The organism is Paenibacillus sp. JNUCC 35, from assembly GCF_058269095.1.
Map to the genome: position 1 here is coordinate 354,564 of NZ_CM177771.1, position 21,232 is coordinate 375,795.

Consider the following 21,232-nt stretch of genomic DNA (forward strand, 5'->3'; position numbering starts at 1 on the left):
TGTCGCGGGTATACATGTGAAAAAAGACCTGCCCGAAGGCAGGTCCCGCTTCTAATGAATAAGCTTGCTTTCTTTGGCGCGGCTCACGAATTTGGCGCTGGATTTGTTGATCACTTTTTTAAGCGCAAGTCCGATCAGCAGGGTAATTCCGATGTAGATAGCCATCATGATCAGGTCTTCCATAATGATGTCCCAAAGGATGCCTCCGACGGCTTCCCGCATCATGCTGATCCCGTACGTGAAGGGCAGATAAGGGTGGATCGCCTGGAAGAACGGAGGGGTCACCTGGATCGGGAACGTACCCCCGGAACCTGCCAGCTGCAGCACGAGAAGCACGATGGCCATCGCTTTGCCGACATTGCCGAATACGGAGACGAGCGTGTATACGATCAGCATAAAGACCGCGCTGAGCACCATTCCGAACAGGACAAACCACAGTTTGTCAACGACATAGGTTTTCAGGATGAACATATCACCCAGCGTGACCATCAGCGACTGCATAACGGCCAGCGTACCGAACGTCAAATAGCGGCCGAAAAATACCTGGTAGCTCTTGTAGCCCGGCTCGTGCACGTCTACCGTCAGCAGCGACACGAGAAGCAGAGCGCCTACCCACAGGGAAAGCGTCGTAAAGAACGGCGACATGGCCGAACCGTAATTCGGAATCGGGAACAGCTTGTTTTCTTTGAGCTGTACCGGCTCCGAGAAGAACTCGCTTTCCTTCTCGAAGTTGTTCTTCAGAAGGTCGATCAGCTCCGTCAGGTTGCCTTCCTTCTCGAAGGCGCGGATTTTATCGGCCAGATCCTTGATTCTCGTCTCTACCTCCGGCAGGCGGGCCTGGATCTCTTTGAGCTCCTTGTCCCCGACGGCCAGTCCTTTCGCCGCATCCCCGAGAATTTTCTGCAGATCGGGGATGCTTTTGACGGCTTCGCTCAGCACGGTATGGGCGTTCTGGGCGGTCTTCTTCGCCTTGGCGATTCCCTGGAGAATCTGGGGCTGAATTTCGCTGTCGTACCGGCCCAGAATGTCGCCGATGAAGCCGGCTGTTTCCTTCGAGAGACGGTTCAGGTTGTCGACCAGCTCTTGCGCCGGTTTCTCGCCTTTATCGATCGCGTCCCTGATCTTGCCGACCGTGGTCAGCTGCTGCTGGAAGCGGTCCTTGACCGACTTCAGCCGGTCGATCACCAGCGGCATCACCTTGCCGCCGGTGTACTTGTTCAGCTGTTCGAACAAGCCGATCATCCGGTCCGTCACATCGACCGCAACCGTGAGACGCTGCGAAACCCGGTCGATCGCGGCCTTGGCGACGGCTGGGTCGAAGTTGGCGTCCTTCAGAATGCCGGTCAGCTCCTGCGTGGCCGTTGCTGTCTGCTGGAGCAGCAGGAGGTCCTGCTTGATGTTCGGACCGAGCGCTTCGACGGCTTCCGAGCCTTTGCCGAGGAAGTCGCCCAGCTTGTTGGTGAATGCTTCCCCGTCTTTGGCAAGCTGGGTCACGATCGGCAGGTTATCCTGCGCTTTTTTTACAATGTCATTCGACTTATGTACATCTTCAAGTGCAACGCCGACAGCCTGATTGAGCTCCGGGAACATCGTTTCGAGTTTGAAAACGAGCGTTTTCACTTTCTCGATTGTCGGCAATTCATTTTGGAGCTCGACGCCGATCTCATTGAAGATCTGAAAGATCGTTCCGTTTGCCACTTTGATAAAGTTGCGGCTGACCTCGTCAATGACGCCCGTGGCCCCTTTGGACGTGATTTTTGGCGAGACGGCGTTGATTTTCTCGTTCACGTAGTAGAGAATGTCCGCTTTTTGCGGATCATCGGTCAACACGGTAGCGATTTTGGCGGAAAAATCGGCGGGAATGATAATGCTGGCGTAATACTCCCCGTGGTTAACGCCTTGCATCGCTTCTTTCTCGTCGACGAAGGTCCAGCCGATCTTTTCGTTTTTTTTGAGCGAGGCTACGATTTCGTTCCCCAGATTCAACTGCTTGCCGCGCAGTGTGGCCCCCTCGTCGTTGTTGGCGACCGCGATGGCAATGCCCCCGGTCTGACCGTACGGATCCCAAGAAGCTTCGATATTAAACCACGCGTAAAGCGAGGGCAGAAATACAAGTCCCAAAATAATGACAGCGGCCACCCAATTGGTCGCGATGTTTCGGATGTCACGGGCGTAGATGGACCCAATTTTTCTCATAAGCGTTTCTGTGTCTCCTGTCTCTATACAGAGTTGATGTTAGTATTGCTTAGCTGCCTCCCAGACATACCCATTATCGGTCGAAGGCCCCCTCTTTTGTATATTTAAACAGGGAATTACGATGTTAACAACACCGGGGGGGTTTTGCAAGCAGCCAAGAGGAACACAGGGGGACAAAAAAGAACCGGGCGGAGGCCGTCCTCTCTCGATTTCATGCGCTATGGGCAAATAAAAAAAGAGCAGACCGGAGTCTGCCCTTCATTAACGTCCCGCTTAAGCGGGATTCAATTCCAATTCGTCTTCTTCATCGCGGTCAAAGGACGCGCGGTCGAATTCGCCTTCGGAGTTGGCCACGATCAGCGTGGATACCGTAGTACCCGTCGCGTTCACAGCCGTGCGGCCCATGTCGACGATGGCGTCGATAGCCAGGGTCAGGCCCAGACCTTCGAGCGGCAGACCGAGAGCGGTCAGAACGACCGTCGTCGAGATGGCAGCCGGTCCGGGTACGCCGGCAACGCCGACGGAGGAGATCATGCTGACGAGCACGATCAGAATGTAATCGGACACGGTCAGCGGAATGTGGTAGACGCCTGCGACGAAGATCGCAACGACAGCGGGCCATACGCCGCCGCAGCCGTTCATGTTGATCGTCGCGCCGAGCGGTGCCACGAAGCTGGCGATACGCGGAGATACGCGCAGTCTTTTCGTCAGGACTTCCAGGTTAACCGGGAGTGTCGCGTAGCTGCTGCGGGTCGTGAAAGCAACGGCGATCGTCGGGTAAGCCTTGCGGAAGAACTTGAACGGGTTGACCTTGGCTACGAACGTAACCAGACCGCCGAACGTAATGATGAAGTGAAGCAGAAGCGCCGTGTACGTGGCCAGAATGAGCATGATCATCGGCTTGAGGGTATCCACGCCGTATTTGGCGGCCATAGCTGCGATCAGCGCATATACGCCGTATGGAGTCAGGCGGATGACGTACTTGATCACCTGGTGAAGCACTTGAGCCAGAGAAGCGATCAGGTCCTTCACGGGCTTGACGGCGTCGGGCTTCTTGGAACCGATATGGACGATGGCAACGGCGACGAAGATCGCGAAGACCAGAACCGGAACGACTTTGCCGGTCGCCATTTCATTGAAAGGATTCGACGGGACGAGATCCAGGATAACCTGGGAGAACGTCGGGATTTCTTTCGGTTTGAAATCTTTAAGCGTGCCTTGCGGAATGCCGGAACCCGGATCGAACACGAGTGCGACAAGCAGCCCGATCAAGGCGGCGATACCGGTGGTCGCCAGGAACAGCCCGATCGTTTTCAGCCCGATTTTGCGGAGCTGTCCGAGGTTGGAAAGACCGGCGATGCTGTTGATGACGAGCACGACTACGAGCGGAATCACCATCATTTTGATGAGATTGACGTAGATCGTACCGATCGTGCTGACGCTTTTCGCGTCGAGTTTGTAGGTGTTGAAAATGAACCCTACGATAAGACCGATACCAAGACCGATCAGGACGCGGTAGCCGAAGCTGACGCGTTTTTTGGCCAAGAAATAAAGGAAGCCGATAATAACAAGAGAAACAACCAGGGAAATCCAGTTGGTCTCGAAAGCTTTGATCAAGTTGTTATTCATGGAGCCTGTTCCCCCTTAATGCTCATAAGTTTAGTCGGGATTAATGATATGTATCGTACTACCGGATCTTCTAAACGTCAAGCGTCAATTTTCAAGCTGTTTTTCACATCTATGTAAAGGTTCATCGGAATAGAAGAGGGTAGAGAGCGTCGGGCGGGGGAAAATATTTTGTGGGGTTTAAGGTAATGCGGAGCCAATGCCAAAAAAGGCTAGATTTCATTTCATCTTTTGTAAATAAATTCTAGTATCCATTATAATGAAGAAAAGAGTTCAAAGGAGACCGCGAACATGTCCTTCTTATCTAGCGATAAATGGAGACAAAGTGCGCTGCTGGGCCTGCTGGTTCTGACGTTGGGAGTGTCCGCGTGTGAGTCGGCCGGTTCTTCCGAGCCGACTGCCAAGCAGGCGGGGAAAGAGGTTGGGAGCAATAAATCCGCAGCCGGACAGAAGGCCGCAAAGAACGCCGCGATCGTGACGCCCGAAGGCGTTACTTTACAGGAACGGTTCAAAGCGCCGAAGGGATTTGAACGCACGGCGGCCGAGCGGGGAAGCTTTGCGGCGTTTTTACGCGGACTGAAGCTGAAGCCGGCCGGTTCGGTCGTTCATCTTTTCGACGGGCGTGAGAAAAACAAGCCGGGGGTCTACGAGGCCGTGGTCGATATCCCGATCGGCAGCCGCGATCTTCATCAGTGCGCCGATGCGGTCATGCTGCTGCGGGCTCAATATTTCTTCGACCGGAAGCAGTACGGGAAGATTCATTTTAACTTTGTGAACGGGTTCAAGGCCGAATATTCAAAATGGATGAACGGATATCGAATTAAGATGAATGGAAATCAGGCATCGTGGGTAAAAAATGCTGGAGCCGATAACAGCCAGGAGGGATTCCGCAAGTTTATGGATGTGGTTTTCGCCTATGCGGGAACGTTGTCGTTGGAAAAAGAGCTGATGCCGGTCAAAAAAAGCGAAGTGAAGCCGGGAGATGTGTTCATTATCGGGGGATCGCCGGGACATGCGGTCATTGTCGTGGATACAGCGGTGAATAAGTCGACGGGGGAGACCTTGTTTATGCTGGCGCAAAGCTACACGCCCGCCCAGGAGACGCAAATTCTGGCGAATCCGGCAAATCCCGCTCAAAGCCCGTGGTACACGCTTAAAGAAGGAGGCGGTCTGAAAACGCCGGAGTGGGAATTCGGTGAAAATAGCTTAAGGAGATTTCAGGAGAATTAGGAACTTAAAACCGTTTTCAGGTCTGAATTACTCAATAAAATGAAATTTTATCCTTAAAGGTTGTAAATTAGAACCTTTATTAAGTAAGATAGACGTAAATCCATCCATTATGCGACATAGGGAGCGCTTTTCATGCAAAACTTTTGTTCGAAATGCTTCGTTGGGGAGCGCGGCTACACGGTCTATTTTGGCGGAAGCGAAACTTCCTCGTTTCTGGATGCCTATTTGCCGGAATACCCGGCGGATCAGTGGGATAAAATCGATTCACGGCTGTACTGGATGCACGAATCTCTGTTCAACGCCATGCTCGATTATGTGACCGCGCATCTGGAATATGCCAATATCCGGGCCGTGCGGGCGGACAAGCATGATCCCTTGCAGGGGCTGGACAAGCTCAAGCCCGTCCAATTTTTCAAGGAAGAACGAGACGCCCATTGGATTGACGATGTCATTACGAACCGCTCTATCCGGACTTTTTACCAGCCGATCGTTTCTTTTGACGGCGTGGATAGCTCCATCATCGGTTACGAGCTGCTGTCGCGGGGAGCCGGGCGGGACGGCGGGCTGATTCCGCCGGTTCAACTGTTTCAGGCCGCTAAAGCGAGAGACCGCCTGTTCGCGCTGGACCGCACATGCCGTCTGGAAGCTGTCCGGAACGCCGGCGGTCTGGATGACGGGCTGATTTTCATCAACTTCCTCCCGACGTCCATCTATAATCCCGTTCATTGTCTTAAATCGACGGTTGAGATGGTGGAGAGAACGGGCGTAAACCCCGAATCGATCGTTTTCGAAGTGGTGGAGAGCGAAGAAATCAACAATATGGACCACATGAGAAGCATCTTGGCTTTTTACAAAAAACATGGCTTCCGCTATGCACTGGATGATGTCGGAACGGGTTTTAACAGCTTGCAGGTTCTTTCCGAGCTGGAACCCGACGTCGTGAAACTGGCGCTTGAATTTTGCCGGGGCGTCAGTAAGGACAAAAGAAAACAGCGCGTGGCACGCGCTGTGGCAAGAATGACCCAGGAGCTCAATTCCCGTGCGCTCGCGGAAGGAATCGAAGACCGCGACGATCTGGAATGTCTCCGGGATCTCGGTTATGAATGGTTTCAGGGCTACTACTTCGGCAAGCCGGAGCCGCAGCCGCTGAGGGTTCTGCCGTCTTGGCCTGCATAAATATACAGGCTTTCTTCTAAAAAACAGGCATCCCGCCTTAGTCCATCTCGTAGATCGAGCCGGACTTGCTCGCGTAAAGCTCGGCGGCGACTTTCTCCGCGTACGCGTCGGTCATGCCGGAGATATAATCGGCGACCAGACGGGGCCAAGACCATACGGAGCGATGCCGCTCGTAGTTCTCGATCCAGTCCGGCGGAATAATGAGCTGTCCGTGATCCGGCACTTTAAAGCTGTCCCACAACCGGCGGATGATGATTTCGCTGCGCTTTTGAAGCCGCTGGACGCGGAAGTCCTTGACGAGCGTAACCCAGGCCAGCTTCTTGATAATCTCCATCGTACGGAGAAGATCCAGGTCCTGGCGGCCTTCGCGCACGAACGTGACGCGCTTCCAGCCTTTGTCCGGGTCGTCGATGATGCCGACTTTGCCGGCGAAGGAACTGACCCAGCGGGCTTTCATCTCTCTGCGCGTGCGCGAGGCTTCCCGGTCGCACTGGGCGTAGATGAGCTCCCACTGCTCGAGGTAAGAGGCAAGCACCTGCTTTACCATCGCAGCGATGTCCACCTGCTCCCAGCCGACCTCGAGGTTGCCCTGATCGTTCACGATTTCCTGAACGAGGTGCCCGATCAGCCGGTCGTCTTCGAAGAAGGAGCGGTTCATCTGGATTTTGCCGGCGCGGATGCCGTCCTCGATATCGTGCGTGGAGTAGGCGATGTCGTCGCACAAATCCATCAGTTGGGCTTCCAGCGTCGGACAGCTTTCCGGCATGTTCCACATGTCCCGGAGCTGCCGGATGCCCTCCCATTCCATCCCGTACACGCCTTTGAGCCGTCCCGGCTCTTCGAGGCTGTACGGGTATTTGTTGATGGCCAGAAGCACGGCGGCCGTCAAATCCAGGCCGCTGTCGCTGCCGGCGCGTTTCTCCAGAAACGTCAGAATCCTGAAATTCTGCGCGTTTCCTTCGTAGGAGAGGCCGTGCTCTTCCCCGAGAAGATGATTGAGCACTTCCTCGCCTTTGTGGCCGAACGGAGGATGCCCCAAATCGTGCGCGAGCGATGCGCACTCCACGACGGCAGGGTCGATCATCAAGCCGGGATGCTCCCCGCCGATGCAAAACGTGTATTGTTTTCTCATACGCCGGGCAACCTCGCGGGCAATCTGCGAAACCTCTATGGAATGGGTAAGCCGCGTCCGGTAATAATCCCCGGTCCCCGCACCGAACACCTGCGATTTGCCCTGCAGCCGGCGGAACACCGGAGACTGAATAAGACGGGCGTAATCGCGCTCGTATTCGTCCCGTTCCTCGCTGAATGTACCCAGTGCGGGTTCATCCAAACGGTACTTGCGCATATCCATCCGTTTCCCCCCCTTCTACCTTCTCTATATGTGAGTAATCCTAACACGTGAAGACGTTTTGCAAATTGTAGCACATCCGGTCCCCGCGGGAAAAGAGGACAAAGATTCAGGAGAACATTTGTCCAAGCCGGCGGGCGGGGCAAAGGCAGTTGCTGACGGGACTCCCGGGGGAAAATGTCCGTATCCGTTTTTATTTATAAAGGATATCGCCCCTCAGGGATTCCACCTTCTCCGTGATTTGACGAATATCGTCTCCCGTGACTCCGAAATGCGCCAAGGAGGCTTCCAAATGGTTGACGATGCTGTCGAAATGCTCGGGCTGCAGGTTCAGTCCCGTATGGGCCGCAGCCATCGACCTGCCGGTGTAGGGAGCGCCGCCGAGCGCATAGCTGATGAAAGCCGTCTGATGACGCAGCTGTTTCGCCATATCCGTATCCCGGAAGAAATGATTGACCGATTCGTCCTCTATGACACGCTTGTAAAACTCCTCTACGACTTTTCCGATTGCGTTTTTTCCGCCAAGTTTTTCGTATAAGCTGGTTTCCATGGTTTATCGGCCTCCTAGGTATGGGGTCCTGCTCTTTTATATTACCCTCCGGAACGCTAAAATCTCAAAAAATCCCTGTCCGCTAATCAGGGACAGGGATTAAAGTCGTGCAGACCCGGCGTTCTTCCCGATTGTAACGGAAACAGAGAAAAGCAGCCTCCATTTGAGAGGCTGCCGCTTCGTCCGATAACCGGCCGGGGGCTTACTAGCTGACGTCTACCGCAAGGATGTCTAGGGGACCTCCTTCTGCCGCGATGGGAAGCAGATCGTACACCGAGATCGGAAACATGGGAAATCCGACGTAATAGGGAGTGATTTCAAGAAGATCGAAATACAGCACCAGCGCTTTGTCCGCCAGATAGAAGTTCTGATCGGGCCAGACGGATTTGAACGGAGGGTTCAGCAGGGGCAGTTTCCGCCGGTGAAGCTGTGCCCTTACGTGCTGCGAAAGCAGTTCCACGTAGCCGCTTCCGGACTTGAAAAGCTGTGAAAGGGTGAAAAAATTCCCGGAATTCACATCGCATGTAAGAGATTCTGCAACGGTATACCCGTGGGCCATGGGGGCCGAATAGGCATAGTTGGTGGCGATCAGACTGAGCAGCCCTCTTTGGTTCGTTTTCACCTCATAATGACCCGTCATCTCACGGAGAGTGCCGGTCTGGTATTTCTTCTGTTCGTTAACGAGCGAAGCCGTAAGGCCGGAGAATGCTGCGTTTAGCTCTTTCTGAACCGCAGGGCTCTGAAGACCCGAAAGTCTCGGCGTATAGATCGTCACACCCGGAGATGTGACGGTTTCGGTTTCCACCTGCACGGGAAGCTGAAATAAGGAGGTCATGCTCTTCTTCCTTTCCGGATGTCGTCTCATGCTTAACCTATTGCGGGAAAAAGGTTTTTAGACGTCCGGTCCGGCAAACCGGCTCTATAGTCCGGCATCCCGGCATTCTGTCAGCGGGCAAGCCGGCGGATAAGAGCGGAGAGCCTCTGCAGCCCATTTTCCAAATCCTCGAGCGAAGCGTAGGAGTACGAAAGTCTGAGATAAGGACCGGGGAGAGGGTCGTACAGGCTTCCCGGATTCAGAAGGATGCCTGCCTGGAGCCCTTTCTCAAACAATTCTCTCATGGAGAGAGAACGGGTAAGCTTCAGCCAGATGTAAAAGCCCCCGGACGGGACTCTCCAGGAGGCGATATCCTTGAACCCGCTGTCCAGCAGCTCCAGGGTCCGGTCGCGGCGCCTCCGCATCTCCGTACGGACCGTCTCCAGATGCCGCAGGTACAACCCGCCGGAGAGAAGTTCGGTGGCCGCCCACTGCGACAGCGAGCTGGAGCCGTAATCCGTCTGCATCTTGAGGTCGGCCAGCCGGTCGATGACGGCTTCGGGTCCGACCACCCAGCCGATGCGCAGGCCGGGGCTCCATGTCTTGGACAAGCTTCCGAGGTGCAGGACAAGCCCGTTCTTGTCCATCGCTTTCAGCGGCGGAGGCGGGGGCTCGTCGAGCCACAGCTCGCGGTACACGTCATCCTCGATGACGGGAAGCTGCGCTGTCTCGCACACCTCCAGCAGCTCTTTTCTCCGGTCCTCCGGCATCAGGATGCCGGTCGGGTTATGAAAAGAGGGGATCGTGTAGAGCATGGCTCCCTTGGCGCGCTTGGCCAGCTCCGGAATGCGTCCGGTCACCACTCCGCGCTCATCCATCGGAATACCGCACAGGCGGACCCCGGCGGATTGGAACATATGGAGCGAGAACAAGTAAGACGGCTTCTCCAGCAGCAGGGTGGAGCCAGGCTGCGCCAGGCCGAGGGAAATGAGCTGGAGCGCCTGCAGCGCTCCCGAGACGATCATAATGGACGAAGGTGAGGCATGGATGCCGCTTGTGCTCAGATAGGCGCTAATCCTCTCCCGGAGAGGGAGAAGCCCCTTCGGCTCCTCGTAGCCGAGCGAAGTCATGCGGCCCGGCAGCCTCTCGAGCACTTCTCTCGTCATTTCATGGGGGTGAAGAGCGGGAGAAAGCTCTCCGGTTCCCAGCCTGATCATGCCCGGGGTGAACTCCGCCCGGTTGATCTCCTGGATCATCGCCTGGTTGGGCCGGTGGACGCCCGACTGCACGTAAGAGGTCCAGTCCGGAGCGGCCGACGGCGTGAGCAGCGTCCAGGAATTGTTGACGACCCGTGTGCCGCTTCCGCTGCGGCCCTCCAGGATTCCGTCGGCGATCAGCTCGTCAACGGCGGCTACGACGGTGCTGCGGTTGACTTCGAAGACGGCGGCCATAGCGCGCTGGGGAGGGATTTTCGTGCCTACGGGCCACTCGCCGTTTTCGATTTTGCTTTTGATATACTGTTTGATTTGAACGGATAAGGGGATGGAGGAAGCCTTGTCGGGTTTCCAGCTGCTGTCCTGCATGGAGGGTTCCTGCTTTCTTGGAGTATGTCCGGCTTTCTGAACGGTCCTCTGCATTTAGCCGGTCCTGGGTCGCTTGTTTCAGTATAACGTTTGGTTGGCCCACGATCCATCCAAATGGATGGAGACAAACGGTTATCTTTCTATATCATGAGGAAGTAAGACAAGAGACTAACGGCAGAGAGATGGAGGAACCTGCATGATGTTAACGGCTGCGGCCGCCCTGCACGGCCTAATTCTGGCTATGGGGCTTATTTTGCCTCTCGGGGTGCAGAACGTATTTATTTTCAATCAAGGGGCTTTGCACAAAACATATACCCGGGCGCTTCCGGCCGTTCTGACGGCTTCGTTTTGCGACACGCTTCTGATCGGTTTGGCGGTTTTCGGCGTTTCCGTTCTCGTACTGAAAATCTGGTGGATCAAAACCGTGCTCATGACGGCAGGCGTAATTTTTCTCGCTTATATGGGCTGGACAACGTGGAAGAGCGCTTCACGCAAGGACGCGGACGAACCCGCAACGGGTGATGAAACACGTTACCCCGCACACAAACAGATCGCATTCGCCGCTTCGGTTTCCCTGCTGAATCCTCATGCCATCCTGGATACGGTCGGTGTAATCGGCACGAGCTCCTTGCAGTACAGCGGAACGCATAAATGGGTGTTCGCCCTGGCGTGCATCCTTGTTTCCTGGCTTTGGTTCTTCGGTTTGGCCGCGCTGGGCTGGCTGACGTGCCGGATAAGCGGGTCCGCCCGGTTTACGGCGGTTCTGGGCAAGGTGTCGGCGATTGTGATGTGGCTGTCGGCTGGCTATATCGCGTTTTCCCTTTAATGTTCGTGTTTTGGTGGATAAAACGCTTGATTTTTATATAAATTCTTCTTTTACAAAAAATAAACCGAATATTTAATGGGGTTTAGGTTGACTTCGAACATAATTTTCGTTAACCTGTTTAAGGGGCGAACGTCTCCGTTAACAACTAAATTTGCGTTTTACCTATTCGTATATCTTTGGCAATACGGGCCAGAGGTCTCTACAAGGAACCGAAAATTCCTGGCTACGAATGGACGGTTTTACCGTACCATTCGAAGGCCGGGATTTTTTTGCGTGCCCGGCTCAAGCCTGATACCTTTCATAACTGACTGGGGGATACGATCATGAGCAACCGTTACGATGTCATTATTGTGGGGGCCGGACCGGCCGGGATATTCGCTGCCTATGAATTTTCGTTAAAATCACCGCACCTTAAAGTGCTGCTTGTAGATAAAGGGCATGACATCGACAGCCGCCGCTGTCCGATTCTGGAAGAGAAAATCAAGCTGTGTCCGCCTGCCGCGGGACGCAAGGAATTTGCGGGCTGCCTGCCCGCCTGCTCGATAACCGCCGGTTTCGGCGGAGCGGGAGCTTACAGTGACGGCAAGTTCAACATCACGACGGAATTCGGAGGCTGGCTGACGGACTATCTGCCGCCTTCGCGCGTGCTGGATCTCATCCGGTATGTGGATGACATCAACTTGAAGCACGGTGCCCAGCAGACGCTGACGGATCCGCTGACGGACGTCGTGTCCTCCATTGAAAACCGCGCTTACGCGGCGGGACTCAAGCTATTAAGGGCGCAGGTCCGCCATCTGGGGACGGAGCAGAATCTTGAAATTCTCCGCTCGATCAACACGTACCTGAAAACGAAAGTGGACATGCGTTTCAAAACGGAAGTAGCCGACCTGCTGACAAGCAAAACGGCCGAGGGCCATAAAATCCGGGGCATTGTGCTAAACAGCGGGGAAGAGATCGAAGCCGATTCCGTAATCGTGGCGCCCGGCCGCGACGGTTCCGCTTGGTTGACGAGCGTTCTGCGCAAACGCCGCCTGAAAATGTACAACAACCAGGTCGACGTTGGGGTCCGCGTGGAAACATCCGATGTCGTGATGCAGGAAATCAACAAGCATCTGTACGAAGGCAAGTTTATTTTCAACACGTCGGTCGGCACCCGCGTCCGCACCTTCTGCAGCAATCCTTCGGGACATGTTGTCGTGGAAAATCACAGCGGCGTCATGGCGGCCAACGGCCATGCGTACAAAGACCCGGCGCTCGGTTCGCGGAACACGAACTTCGCCCTGCTTGTCTCGCACCAGTTTACGGAGCCGTTCGATAAACCGAACGAATACGCCCGCGAGATTTGCAAACGCGCCAACGATCTCTCAAACGGCGGCGTCATCGTTCAGAAATACGGCGACATCATCCGCGGACGCCGCTCTACGGAAGGCCGGATCAAGGAAGGATTTCTTGAGCCTACATTGAAAGAAGCCGTTCCCGGCGATCTGGGGCTCGTTCTCCCTTACAACACGATGAAGAGCCTAGTGGAGATGGTGGAGGCGCTGGAAAAAGTAACGCCGGGCATCGCTTCCGAGCACACGCTGTTTTACGGCGTGGAAGCGAAGTTCTACTCCGCCCGTCCCAAGCTCACCGAGCAGCTTGAAACCGAAATCGCGGGCCTGTACTGCGGCGGGGACGGCGCCGGCGTAACGCGTGGACTGGCCCAGGCGGGGGCGGCGGGCGTATGGATCGCCCGCGCTGTGGCGGAACGGGCTCAGGGCTAGCCGAGCTTTATGCCGACCGAAGCTGCTGGGCCGGCCGTAATCGAGCCGCTTCAACCGGGAAGCATCGTGCTCCGCTAAACTGCTGGGGCGCACGACGCGCGAATCGCACGATCCGGGGCTGGACTTGGCGCGTGCGTTCTCCAGATTGTGCGGCTTTCTGTGTTTAACGAAGTAAGCCCTGCAGACGGAACATCGTCTGCAGGGCTTTTTGGTGCGCCCGCTGCCGGGCTATTGGTCCGGGGATGGCTGCCGCCGGCAACGCCGCGCACACTGGACGCACCGCCGAAAACCGCCGGTTCTCGGGGAATAAGCGGAGGCAGACAGCTTCAAGCGTGGGACGCGACGGTTTACGTTCCCGTTATGCTCCCACCGGCATATGCAGCCACCAGACCCCGGCGCACTCCGGCAGGGTGACCCAGTTGTTCCGCGTTGTTTTGGCCGCCAGATCTTCTCCGAAGAAGAAGCGTGCCATTTCCTCGGCTTCCTTCAGCGACGCGAAGGTGTAATCCAGGCGGAACGTCTCGTGGGCAAAGCCGTATTTTTGCGTCAGCAGCGCGTAGTAAGGCTTCAGGAACGCGGGAGGGTCCGGAACCTCCGTGCCGGTGCCCATCGTTTCCAGCAGGATGAGAGTTCCGCCGGGACGCAGAATCCGTCTCATCTCGGCAAGAGCTTGCGCCACATTGGCTTCCCAGCCCGGGACGTCCGAGCCGGCGAGGTAGCAGAGGCTCCAGCCGCAGACGAGAAGATCGGCGGAGTCATCCGCCAGAGGGAGGCTGCGGTGGTCGGCAGCTGTGCAGCGCCAGTTCGTCAGCCCCGCCTGCCGGAGCTTGGAGACGGTGACCTCCAGCATGCCGGACGAGGCGTCCAGGGCGGTGACCGATGCGGCCTTCGGCGCCAAAACGGCCGTCAGGCGGCCCGTCCCCGCTCCAAGGTCCACGATATCCAGCCCTTCATGCGGGCGGATGCGGTCAATCCTTTCCGCCAGACCGGGTTGTCTGGAGATCATCCGGTCGTACAGATGAGTCTGATTGCGGTAAATATCGGTATGGTCGGGCATGCGGATCTTACCTCCATTTTGCGGAATTAAAATGTGAAATCGGTTCTCCCTCCATACCCTAAGCGTTAACGCAGCGGCAAGGTCAAGCGGATTTTAAGTTTCCTGATCAAGCGAAAAACTCATCGGGCGTTCTCACGCGAACAGTCCTGTCCGTAGTCCACGCAATGCTTTTTCTGCCGTTCCGCAAAACCGGTCCATACCTTCTCCTCTTCATTCTCTAGCAATTCATTTCAGGCAAAGCTCTCTAAGCAAAGCTCTCCAAGCAAAGCTCTCTAAACAAAACCTTCTCCGCTTCGGCAAACCGAAGGCCGCTAATTGCACTCCCAGGTATGCTGATGCAAGATACCGGTATCCCGGTACAGGCCGGGAAGATGCTGGATCGTACAGCGTTTCCGGCGAAGCCCCTGTTTTACGGAAGCCCGCGCCGGGCGGCAGCCAGATAAAGCTCGGGCGAAAGCCTAAGGCACTTGCTTTCAAACCCGTTTGGACCAAACCAGTCCAAAAAATCCAACACACCGGCCGGTGAATCCGAACGATGCTTGTCGGCCGGGGCTCTTTCATCGGCATTCCGGTTTATAAAACCCGCAATCGCGATGCGGCCCTGCGGTTTCAGCACCCGTGCCATTTCGTTCAGCGCCAATTTCTGCTGCCTGCCGGATAAATGGTGAAACGCAAAGCTGGTCACCACGAAATCGAACTGTCCGTCCGTATAGGGAACGGCAAGGAAGTTGCCGATTTTGGCCGTCATGCCCGGGAATTTGGACCGGCAGATACGGAGCATCTCCTTGGACTGGTCGACTCCGTTCATAACCGCTCCGCGTTCCATAAACAAACCGGCCAGATTGCCGGTCCCGGTGCCCAGATCAAGTCCCGTTTCTCCGGGTGCCGGATTTATTTCCTCCACGGTCCGCTCAAGCGCTTCGCGGTAACCGGGATAGGCCGAATCCCCGCTCCATACCCGCTCGTCATGAGAAGAAGCCAGCTCGTCGAAGTTCCAGCGGTCCTCCCAGTTGCGGAGCTCCCGGACCTCTCTGGAATCCTGCGCAAGCCGGTAAAAGTCCTCCAAGGGAAGCCCGCGGCTCCCCTGCAAAAGTCCGATCATATGGTCGGTCGTTTGCAGCGTTTGCCTGGTCTCCAGCATACGGGCGTAGAGGACAGAACGCTGCAGCTCCAGATAATGGAGCAGTTCATCGTGCTCGCCCCGTTCCACTTGCTCCAGGGCGGCCTGAATACCGCTGACGGACATGCCGGATTCGCGCAGGGCGACGATCGTCCGCAGCCTCCAGATTTCTTGTTCGGTAAAAGAGCGGTACCCGCTGGAGAGTTCCTTACCCGGTGCGATCAGCCCTTTTTCTTCGTAAAAGCGGATAGCCCGGGCCGATATTCCCAGCCGTTTGGCTGCTTCTTTAATGTGCATAGCGGCCTTCCTCCCGTAATTCAGCCGGCAGCGCGCCGGAATTTCGTCTTTCTCCGCTTCTAGCTTAAACCTTTCCGTAACGGAAAGGTAAACCCTTCTTTTTGCCGGGCAGTCCGTTGCTCTGGTCCAAAAGTTTAATTCTGCGGTTCAGCCTCTTATACTGGTTAGTAGAGGGTTAAATAGAATAAGAGAGTAAGACCGGATTTTTCTTCCGAACCGAACCCACCGTTTAAGGAGGTCCAAACGATGCGAATCGTATCAGGCGAAGACATGTACGAAATCGACCGCCAAACCGTGAACCTCATCGGAATAAGCGCCGACACGCCGATGGAAAGCGCGGGGAGGGCGGCCGCATCCCTTCTGCTGGAGCGGATTCCGCCGGAGGCGGAGGTTGTCGTGCTTTCCGGTGCGGGAAGCAACGGCGGGGACGGAATCGTGCTCGCCCGAGTCCTGAAAGCGTACGGCCGACGGGTTTCGCTGTGGCTGATTCCGCCGCGGGACAAAATCAGGGGCGCCGCCGCGGCCGCGTTGTCCGTCTATGAAAAGTCGGGCTATGCCGCCGCCGATTACATAGGTTCGGAGGCTGAGCTGGAACGCCGGCTTGAGCGGGCGGACGCGATTGTCGATGCGCTTCTCGGCATCGGAGTGAAGGGCCCTCTCCGCGAGCCGTACCGGAACCTGATCGGGAAGATCAACGGGCAGCGTGCGGCCGTTTACGCGATCGATCTTCCGAGCGGAGTTCCCGCGGACGGGGGCCCAGTCGAAGCGGCCGTCCGGGCGGATGTCACCGTGACGATCCAGTACCCGAAGCTCGGTACGTTCACGCACCCGGCCGCTTCTTACTGCGGCGAGCTGCTCGTCGCCGATATCGGCATCCCGCCTGCCGCCGCCGCGGGCTTGTCCCGCCGCTCCCTGTGGACGCTGCCGGATGTGCGGAGGACGCTGTCGCGCCGGAAAGCGTCCTCGCACAAGGGGACGCACGGCAGGCTGCTGGTGGCCGGCGGGTCCCTGCGGATGCCCGGAGCCGTCGTCCTCGCGTCCCGTGCGGCGCTCCGAAGCGGAGCCGGGCTCGTGACGGCGGTGGTGCCGGACTGCATCCACGCGATTGCGGCGGGCCATTACCCGGAGGCGATGTACCTGCCTTCACCGTCGGAGGCGGGTCACTTCCGGGGCGAGCTGCCTCTGGAAGGCGCCTCCTTCGGCGCCATCGCCGCAGGGCCCGGCCTGGGCCGCACGCCGGGCGGCCGGGCTGTCGTGGAACAAGTGCTGCGCCAGGACGTGCCCGTCCTGCTTGATGCGGACGCCTTGTTCCACGCCGCAGAGCTTCTGCCGCTGCTGCGGAAGCGCCGCAAGCCGACGGTGCTGACGCCGCATCCGGGCGAGATGGCCCGGCTTACGGGAAGCACCGCCGCGGCGGTAGAGGACGACAGGTTCGGCGTGTCCGCCCGCTTTGCGGCCGAGACCGGCGCCTATGTCGTCCTGAAGGGGCCGCATACGATCGTCGCGGCCCCGGACGGCACGCAGCACGTCAACACGACGGGCAGCGCCGCATTGGCCAAGGGCGGCTCCGGCGACGTGCTGACAGGCATCGCGGCGGCGTTTCTCCTGCAGCACGAGGACGTTCTGCAGGCGGTCAGCAATGCCGTGTACATCCATGGCCTGGCTGCAAGTCTGCTGACGGAGGAACGCCACTCCCTTGCGGATGTTCTGGCCAGCGACGTAATCGAAAGCATCCCGGCATATTTATGGAGATGAGGGAGGCGCGGAAGGGAAGGCGCCGAAGCCCGACGACCGTTTCTTTTAACCGTTATCCCGCAGCTTTCAGAAACTTTGTTGCGGATTGTCGGCCTCAGGTCCGGATGAGACGGCTGAGACACTCGGCATACCGTTATCTGTACTTCGCGAGCTGTCCGCGCGCGGTGCGGCGCTGTATGGCGATAGCCGGCACATGCCGGCCGTGTACCAAAGGCTGAGGAAGAGCGGAAGAACTTTTTATGCAAAACAGGATGTAACTTCTGGAGAATATCCCCATAATGATGTCTCTATAGAGAGATTGCATGGTTTTCAGCAAGATTCAGGGAGGATTCTTTTTTAAATATTCCGTTTATTTACAAAAGTGGGTATGCGGCAGGAATTCGGGAACCGGAAGCGAATGCCTAATAAGGATCGCGATGTGAGGTTTGGAGGTTTTTTGTATGCGAAAAATAAGTCTGCTGGTGCTGGCCGCGCTATTGGCCTTGAGTCTGTCTGTCCCGGCGTTCGGAGCGGAGCCTTCGCTTTTTTTGAAGAAAAACGGTTCGACTCCCCGATATGAAAGACCGCAGGCTTTGAAAGACGCGCTGCCCGGACAGGTTATCGTCAAATACAAAGAAAAAGCGGATACGATGAGTATGCAGGGACTGATGGGTCCCGAGAAGAAAGCGGACCTTCCCGATCCGCCGAGTTCGAAATACAAACAGCGTGTAGGATCGAAGGGTCTGGTCACGATGGAATTTCCCAAGTCCGAGCCGGTTTCGGACGTGCTTGAGGAACTGGAGAACGACCCCGACGTGGATTTCGTCGAACCCGTTTATCCCGTATGGGCCGCCGAGACGAAGGCTGCCGTACGGAACGGTCGCGCCGGGCAGGGAGCGGCGGCGCGGTCAACGACCGGCGCCGCAGGCGCGGCGGATTCGCCCGCTAAAGCGGCCTCCTTGCCGAACGACCCTTATGTGGAGCAGCAGTGGTGGTACCGGGCGATCCAGTCGGATCTTGCGGATACGAGTACGGTGGACGCCAAACTGCCCGGTGTTGTGATCGCCGTTGTCGATACGGGCGTGGATTCTTCCCATGACGATCTGAAAGGGAGCATTGTGGACGGGTACAATTTCGTCAGCAACACGCCGAACACCCGGGATGACAACGGCCACGGTACGAATGTGGCGGGCATTGCGGCGGCACGGAAAGACAACGGAGTCGGTATCGCCGGAGTGGCCAGCGGAGCCAAAATTATGCCCGTTAAGGTACTCGACAGCGAAGGCTACGGAAGAACGGACGTGATAACCGAAGGCATCTATTGGGCCGTAGATCACGGAGCGGATGTGTTAAATCTCAGCCTGACGTCGGCAAGCTCCTCCCGGGTCATGGAGGAAGCGGTCCAATACGCCCTGCAAAGAGGCGTGATCGTCGTTTCCGCCGCAGGCAACGAAAGCAACCACTGGACGGGCAACGATACGGGAGAACTGGACCAGGTAAAAGGCAGCGAAGATCCGTTGGCCCACCGGTTCGTGAAGGATGTGGCCTTTCCGGCCAAGCTGCCGGGAGTCCTTGCGGTAGGCGCCGTCGACTGGTATCCGCAAACGGGATTTATCGTAGCGGATTTCTCCAATTCCGGCAGCAGCCTGAGCGTAGTCGCACCGGGCGTGGACATATACAGCACGGACAAAGGCAACGGATATACGAGACGCAACGGCACTTCGATGGCGGCCCCGATGGTGTCCGGCCTTGCCGCTCTAATTCTCGCGGGGGATGCCGGTCTGGATGATCTTTCTACTTCCGAAAGGGTGGAGCGAGTAGGCCGTATCATTTCCGAAACCGCCCAGGACCTGGGTCCTTCCGGCTTTGACGATGAATACGGGTCCGGGCTGATCGATGTCAAGAAAGCCATGGAAACACCGCGTGTAAGTATCCAAGCGGCTAACGGCAGCACGAATTTGACCGGAACGGGCGAGCTTCAGGCTGACATTCGGCTTCTTGACAAAGACGGTTCTCTCGCATCGGGCGCCGGCGGTGCCGGTAAGGCGGATTTGTTCGCTTACACGTCGAACGGCACGGAGCCCCAGTTCGTTAAAACGTTAACGTTTCAAGCCAGTCAGGGAAAAGCTTTTCTTACATACAAACCGGATAAAGCCGGTAAATACATATTGGTTGCCTACAACGATGAGAAAAGTCCGCTTTGGGTGAGCGGCGAGCTTGCGTTCCAGATGAAGCCTCAAGCTCCTCAGGCCAGCCTCCGGAGCGGAAGCTACACGGGTACACAGAAAGTCACGCTGACCGCATCCGACCCCGGCGCCAAAATGTACTACACCTTAACCGGAGCGGTGCCTACCGTACAGTCCGCCGTCTATACCGGCCCTATCGAGATCTCCCGGACACAAACGCTGAGAGTTATCTCGGCCGCAGGCGGAGCCGTCAGCGAAGTCCAGACCTACCGCTATGAAATCGCGGCAAGCGGCGGGAATACCGGAGGCGGGGACGGCACCGGGCAGCCCTCGGAAGAAACCGTTACCCCCGTTAAGGCGGACTCAACCGTAATCAAGGAAAAAGGCTATGCCATGCTGGATGTGAAGGTTGCCGACGAGAATTTGCAGCCGCTGCTTAAAAATCCGGATGTGACCCTGATCGGGGTACAGGCCGTTTCTTCCGGAAAAGACAACACCGCAGGAGCGAAAGTTCATCTTCCGGCATCCTTCTTCGGCGGGGGCCAGTCCAAAGGGCTGCTCATTACGACGAGTGAAGGCACCTTAAGGCTGGAACCGGGCTCTCTTCAAGTGGACGGCAGCGAGGAAGCGGTTATTTCTCTCCGCCGGACGCATGCCACCGAGAGCCTGACGTCGGCTTATCCTGAAGGCGCGTCGCCTATGTCTTCTATCCTGGAGATTAAAATAATGGCCGGAAGCCGGATGATCGGCAATCTCCAAAAGCCCGCGACCGTGACTCTCACTCACGCTGCGGCGTCCGATTTGGGAGTCGACCCGGAGAAAATGGGCGCCTTCGTTTACTCGGAGGACGATTCTGAGTGGGAGTATGTGAAGGGCGCCCAAAACGAGGGCAGCATGACGTTTGCCGTCGGCGGCTCCTCGTACGCGGCTGTCTTCGCGGTCGCCCGCACGTTCGCCGATATGAGCACCCACTGGGCGAAACGACCCGTGGAAGTTCTCGCCGCCCGGCAGATCGTGGACGGCATGGCCGCCAGCCGCTTCGTTCCTCAGGCGGGCGTGACACGGGCCCAGTTCGCGGCGATGCTGGCCCGCCTGCTGCAGCTTCCGGCGGCTGCGGACGGCAAGCAGCAGTTCCGTGACGTCGCGAAGGGCGCTTGGTACGCCGATGTCGTCGCCCGCTCCTACAGCGCGGGGCTCGTCTCCGGCGTCACGGACGACCGCTTCATGCCGGAGGAGCCCATCACGCGTGAGCAGATGGCCGCCATGCTGGTTCGCGCCTTCGCTTACGGCAGCGGCATAGCGCCGGACGAGCTTCCCGTGCCGAAGACGGCTTCTTTCGCCGACGAAGGCACGGCGGGGACCTGGGCGGTGCCGTTTATGCGGAAGGCCGCCGGGCTCGGTCTGATCGACGGCTATGAAGACGGCACCTTTAAGCCGTTGAACGGCGCCACGAGGGCGGAATCGGCAAGCGTGATTTACAAGCTGAGCGCGCGCGAGTACTGATTTTTCACATGCTGAACGTTGAATGTGCTGTTAATAACCCCCTGTAACTTTCTTTTAGAACCGTCTCGGGCTTCGGCCCGTGGCGGTTTTTTGGTTCTTGGACACTGTGGGAAGCCGGGGCGGCACCGGCGGTATTTTTAAGGGGAAGCGATATTTAAAGCGCAGTCAGGTTATACGGGTTGGCAAAAGAAAAACGGGGAATTTACGCGGGAACGGTCCT

At 57.0% G+C, this 21,232-nt stretch carries 14 protein-coding genes and 1 riboswitch; of the genes, 6 read left to right on the forward strand and 8 right to left on the reverse strand.

Annotated elements, in window-relative coordinates:
- Positions 1 to 51: 51 nt before the first annotated feature.
- Together AC2TF6_RS01710 and AC2TF6_RS01715 are read right to left on the reverse strand one after the other, a co-directional pair.
- Positions 52 to 2,196: a YhgE/Pip domain-containing protein gene (locus AC2TF6_RS01710; RefSeq protein WP_491309713.1), complete on the reverse strand. Its 2,145-nt coding sequence runs from the start codon at positions 2,194 to 2,196 to the stop codon at positions 52 to 54.
- Positions 2,197 to 2,469: 273 nt separating this feature from the next.
- Positions 2,470 to 3,825 carry a dicarboxylate/amino acid:cation symporter gene (locus AC2TF6_RS01715; protein WP_491309714.1) on the reverse strand — a complete coding sequence of 452 codons (1,356 nt, stop codon included), beginning with the start codon at positions 3,823 to 3,825 and terminating at the stop codon, positions 2,470 to 2,472.
- A gap of 288 nt (positions 3,826 to 4,113) precedes the next feature.
- Here AC2TF6_RS01715 and AC2TF6_RS01720 point away from each other — a divergent pair, with 288 nt between their 5' ends.
- Both AC2TF6_RS01720 and AC2TF6_RS01725 read left to right on the forward strand, forming a co-directional pair.
- Positions 4,114 to 5,052 carry a DUF4846 domain-containing protein gene (locus AC2TF6_RS01720; RefSeq protein WP_491309715.1) on the forward strand — a complete coding sequence of 313 codons (939 nt, stop codon included), beginning with the start codon at positions 4,114 to 4,116 and terminating at the stop codon, positions 5,050 to 5,052.
- A gap of 132 nt (positions 5,053 to 5,184) precedes the next feature.
- Positions 5,185 to 6,228, forward strand: coding sequence for an EAL domain-containing protein (locus AC2TF6_RS01725; RefSeq protein ID WP_491309716.1), 1,044 nt, complete (start codon positions 5,185 to 5,187; stop codon positions 6,226 to 6,228).
- Between the two features lie 37 nt (positions 6,229 to 6,265).
- On the opposite strand, the gene AC2TF6_RS01730 is transcribed toward AC2TF6_RS01725, so the two are convergent.
- From AC2TF6_RS01730 to AC2TF6_RS01745, 4 genes are all read right to left on the reverse strand, one after another.
- Complete coding sequence (locus tag AC2TF6_RS01730) at positions 6,266 to 7,582, reverse strand: deoxyguanosinetriphosphate triphosphohydrolase family protein (RefSeq protein WP_491309717.1); 1,317 nt, start codon at positions 7,580 to 7,582, stop codon at positions 6,266 to 6,268.
- 190 nt (positions 7,583 to 7,772) lie between these two features.
- On the reverse strand, positions 7,773 to 8,129 hold the full coding sequence (locus tag AC2TF6_RS01735) for a group I truncated hemoglobin (protein ID WP_491309718.1): 357 nt from the start codon (positions 8,127 to 8,129) through the stop codon (positions 7,773 to 7,775).
- A gap of 205 nt (positions 8,130 to 8,334) precedes the next feature.
- Positions 8,335 to 8,964 (reverse strand): DUF3298 and DUF4163 domain-containing protein, encoded by a 630-nt coding sequence (locus AC2TF6_RS01740; RefSeq protein WP_491309719.1) that lies wholly within the window; start codon positions 8,962 to 8,964, stop codon positions 8,335 to 8,337.
- A 110-nt stretch (positions 8,965 to 9,074) separates the two neighbouring features.
- The gene (locus tag AC2TF6_RS01745; RefSeq protein WP_491309720.1) at positions 9,075 to 10,526 is read right to left on the reverse strand and encodes an aminotransferase-like domain-containing protein; all 1,452 of its coding nucleotides are present in this window, start codon (positions 10,524 to 10,526) and stop codon (positions 9,075 to 9,077) included.
- Between the two features lie 196 nt (positions 10,527 to 10,722).
- Between AC2TF6_RS01745 and AC2TF6_RS01750 the strand changes: the two genes are divergently transcribed.
- Together AC2TF6_RS01750 and AC2TF6_RS01755 are read left to right on the forward strand one after the other, a co-directional pair.
- Positions 10,723 to 11,352, forward strand: coding sequence for a LysE/ArgO family amino acid transporter (locus AC2TF6_RS01750; protein ID WP_491309721.1), 630 nt, complete (start codon positions 10,723 to 10,725; stop codon positions 11,350 to 11,352).
- A 146-nt stretch (positions 11,353 to 11,498) separates the two neighbouring features.
- A riboswitch (purine riboswitch) is annotated at positions 11,499 to 11,598 on the forward strand.
- Between the two features lie 77 nt (positions 11,599 to 11,675).
- Positions 11,676 to 13,115 carry an NAD(P)/FAD-dependent oxidoreductase gene (locus tag AC2TF6_RS01755; RefSeq protein WP_491309722.1) on the forward strand — a complete coding sequence of 480 codons (1,440 nt, stop codon included), beginning with the start codon at positions 11,676 to 11,678 and terminating at the stop codon, positions 13,113 to 13,115.
- A 358-nt stretch (positions 13,116 to 13,473) separates the two neighbouring features.
- Here the strand turns inward: AC2TF6_RS01755 and AC2TF6_RS01760 are convergent, their stop codons facing one another.
- The gene (locus AC2TF6_RS01760) at positions 13,474 to 14,172 is read right to left on the reverse strand and encodes a class I SAM-dependent methyltransferase (protein ID WP_491309723.1); all 699 of its coding nucleotides are present in this window, start codon (positions 14,170 to 14,172) and stop codon (positions 13,474 to 13,476) included.
- Positions 14,173 to 14,581: 409 nt separating this feature from the next.
- Positions 14,582 to 15,589: a MerR family transcriptional regulator gene (locus AC2TF6_RS01765; RefSeq protein ID WP_491309724.1), complete on the reverse strand. Its 1,008-nt coding sequence runs from the start codon at positions 15,587 to 15,589 to the stop codon at positions 14,582 to 14,584.
- A 246-nt stretch (positions 15,590 to 15,835) separates the two neighbouring features.
- Between AC2TF6_RS01765 and AC2TF6_RS01770 the strand changes: the two genes are divergently transcribed.
- Together AC2TF6_RS01770 and AC2TF6_RS01775 are read left to right on the forward strand one after the other, a co-directional pair.
- The gene (locus tag AC2TF6_RS01770) at positions 15,836 to 17,344 is read left to right on the forward strand and encodes an NAD(P)H-hydrate dehydratase (RefSeq protein WP_491309725.1); all 1,509 of its coding nucleotides are present in this window, start codon (positions 15,836 to 15,838) and stop codon (positions 17,342 to 17,344) included.
- Between the two features lie 440 nt (positions 17,345 to 17,784).
- A complete protein-coding gene (locus tag AC2TF6_RS01775; RefSeq protein WP_491309726.1) occupies positions 17,785 to 21,012 on the forward strand; it encodes a S8 family serine peptidase in 3,228 nt (1,075 codons plus the stop codon).
- The last annotated feature ends 220 nt before the right edge of the window (positions 21,013 to 21,232 follow it).

Bases quoted from the DNA above. Each gene is read 5' to 3' on its own strand.
- AC2TF6_RS01740 (WP_491309719.1), bottom strand. From the start codon at position 8,964: ATGACCTCCTTATTTCAGCTTCCCGTGCAGGTGGAAACCGAAACCGTC.
- AC2TF6_RS01710 (WP_491309713.1), bottom strand. From the start codon at position 2,196: ATGAGAAAAATTGGGTCCATCTACGCCCGTGACATCCGAAACATCGCG.
- AC2TF6_RS01735 (WP_491309718.1), bottom strand. From the start codon at position 8,129: ATGGAAACCAGCTTATACGAAAAACTTGGCGGAAAAAACGCAATCGGA.
- AC2TF6_RS01715 (WP_491309714.1), bottom strand. From the start codon at position 3,825: ATGAATAACAACTTGATCAAAGCTTTCGAGACCAACTGGATTTCCCTG.
- AC2TF6_RS01760 (WP_491309723.1), bottom strand. From the start codon at position 14,172: ATGCCCGACCATACCGATATTTACCGCAATCAGACTCATCTGTACGAC.
- AC2TF6_RS01730 (WP_491309717.1), bottom strand. From the start codon at position 7,582: ATGGATATGCGCAAGTACCGTTTGGATGAACCCGCACTGGGTACATTC.
- AC2TF6_RS01725 (WP_491309716.1), top strand. From the start codon at position 5,185: ATGCAAAACTTTTGTTCGAAATGCTTCGTTGGGGAGCGCGGCTACACG.
- AC2TF6_RS01765 (WP_491309724.1), bottom strand. From the start codon at position 15,589: ATGCACATTAAAGAAGCAGCCAAACGGCTGGGAATATCGGCCCGGGCT.
- AC2TF6_RS01720 (WP_491309715.1), top strand. From the start codon at position 4,114: ATGTCCTTCTTATCTAGCGATAAATGGAGACAAAGTGCGCTGCTGGGC.
- AC2TF6_RS01770 (WP_491309725.1), top strand. From the start codon at position 15,836: ATGCGAATCGTATCAGGCGAAGACATGTACGAAATCGACCGCCAAACC.
- AC2TF6_RS01750 (WP_491309721.1), top strand. From the start codon at position 10,723: ATGATGTTAACGGCTGCGGCCGCCCTGCACGGCCTAATTCTGGCTATG.
- AC2TF6_RS01745 (WP_491309720.1), bottom strand. From the start codon at position 10,526: ATGCAGGACAGCAGCTGGAAACCCGACAAGGCTTCCTCCATCCCCTTA.
- AC2TF6_RS01775 (WP_491309726.1), top strand. From the start codon at position 17,785: ATGCGAAAAATAAGTCTGCTGGTGCTGGCCGCGCTATTGGCCTTGAGT.
- AC2TF6_RS01755 (WP_491309722.1), top strand. From the start codon at position 11,676: ATGAGCAACCGTTACGATGTCATTATTGTGGGGGCCGGACCGGCCGGG.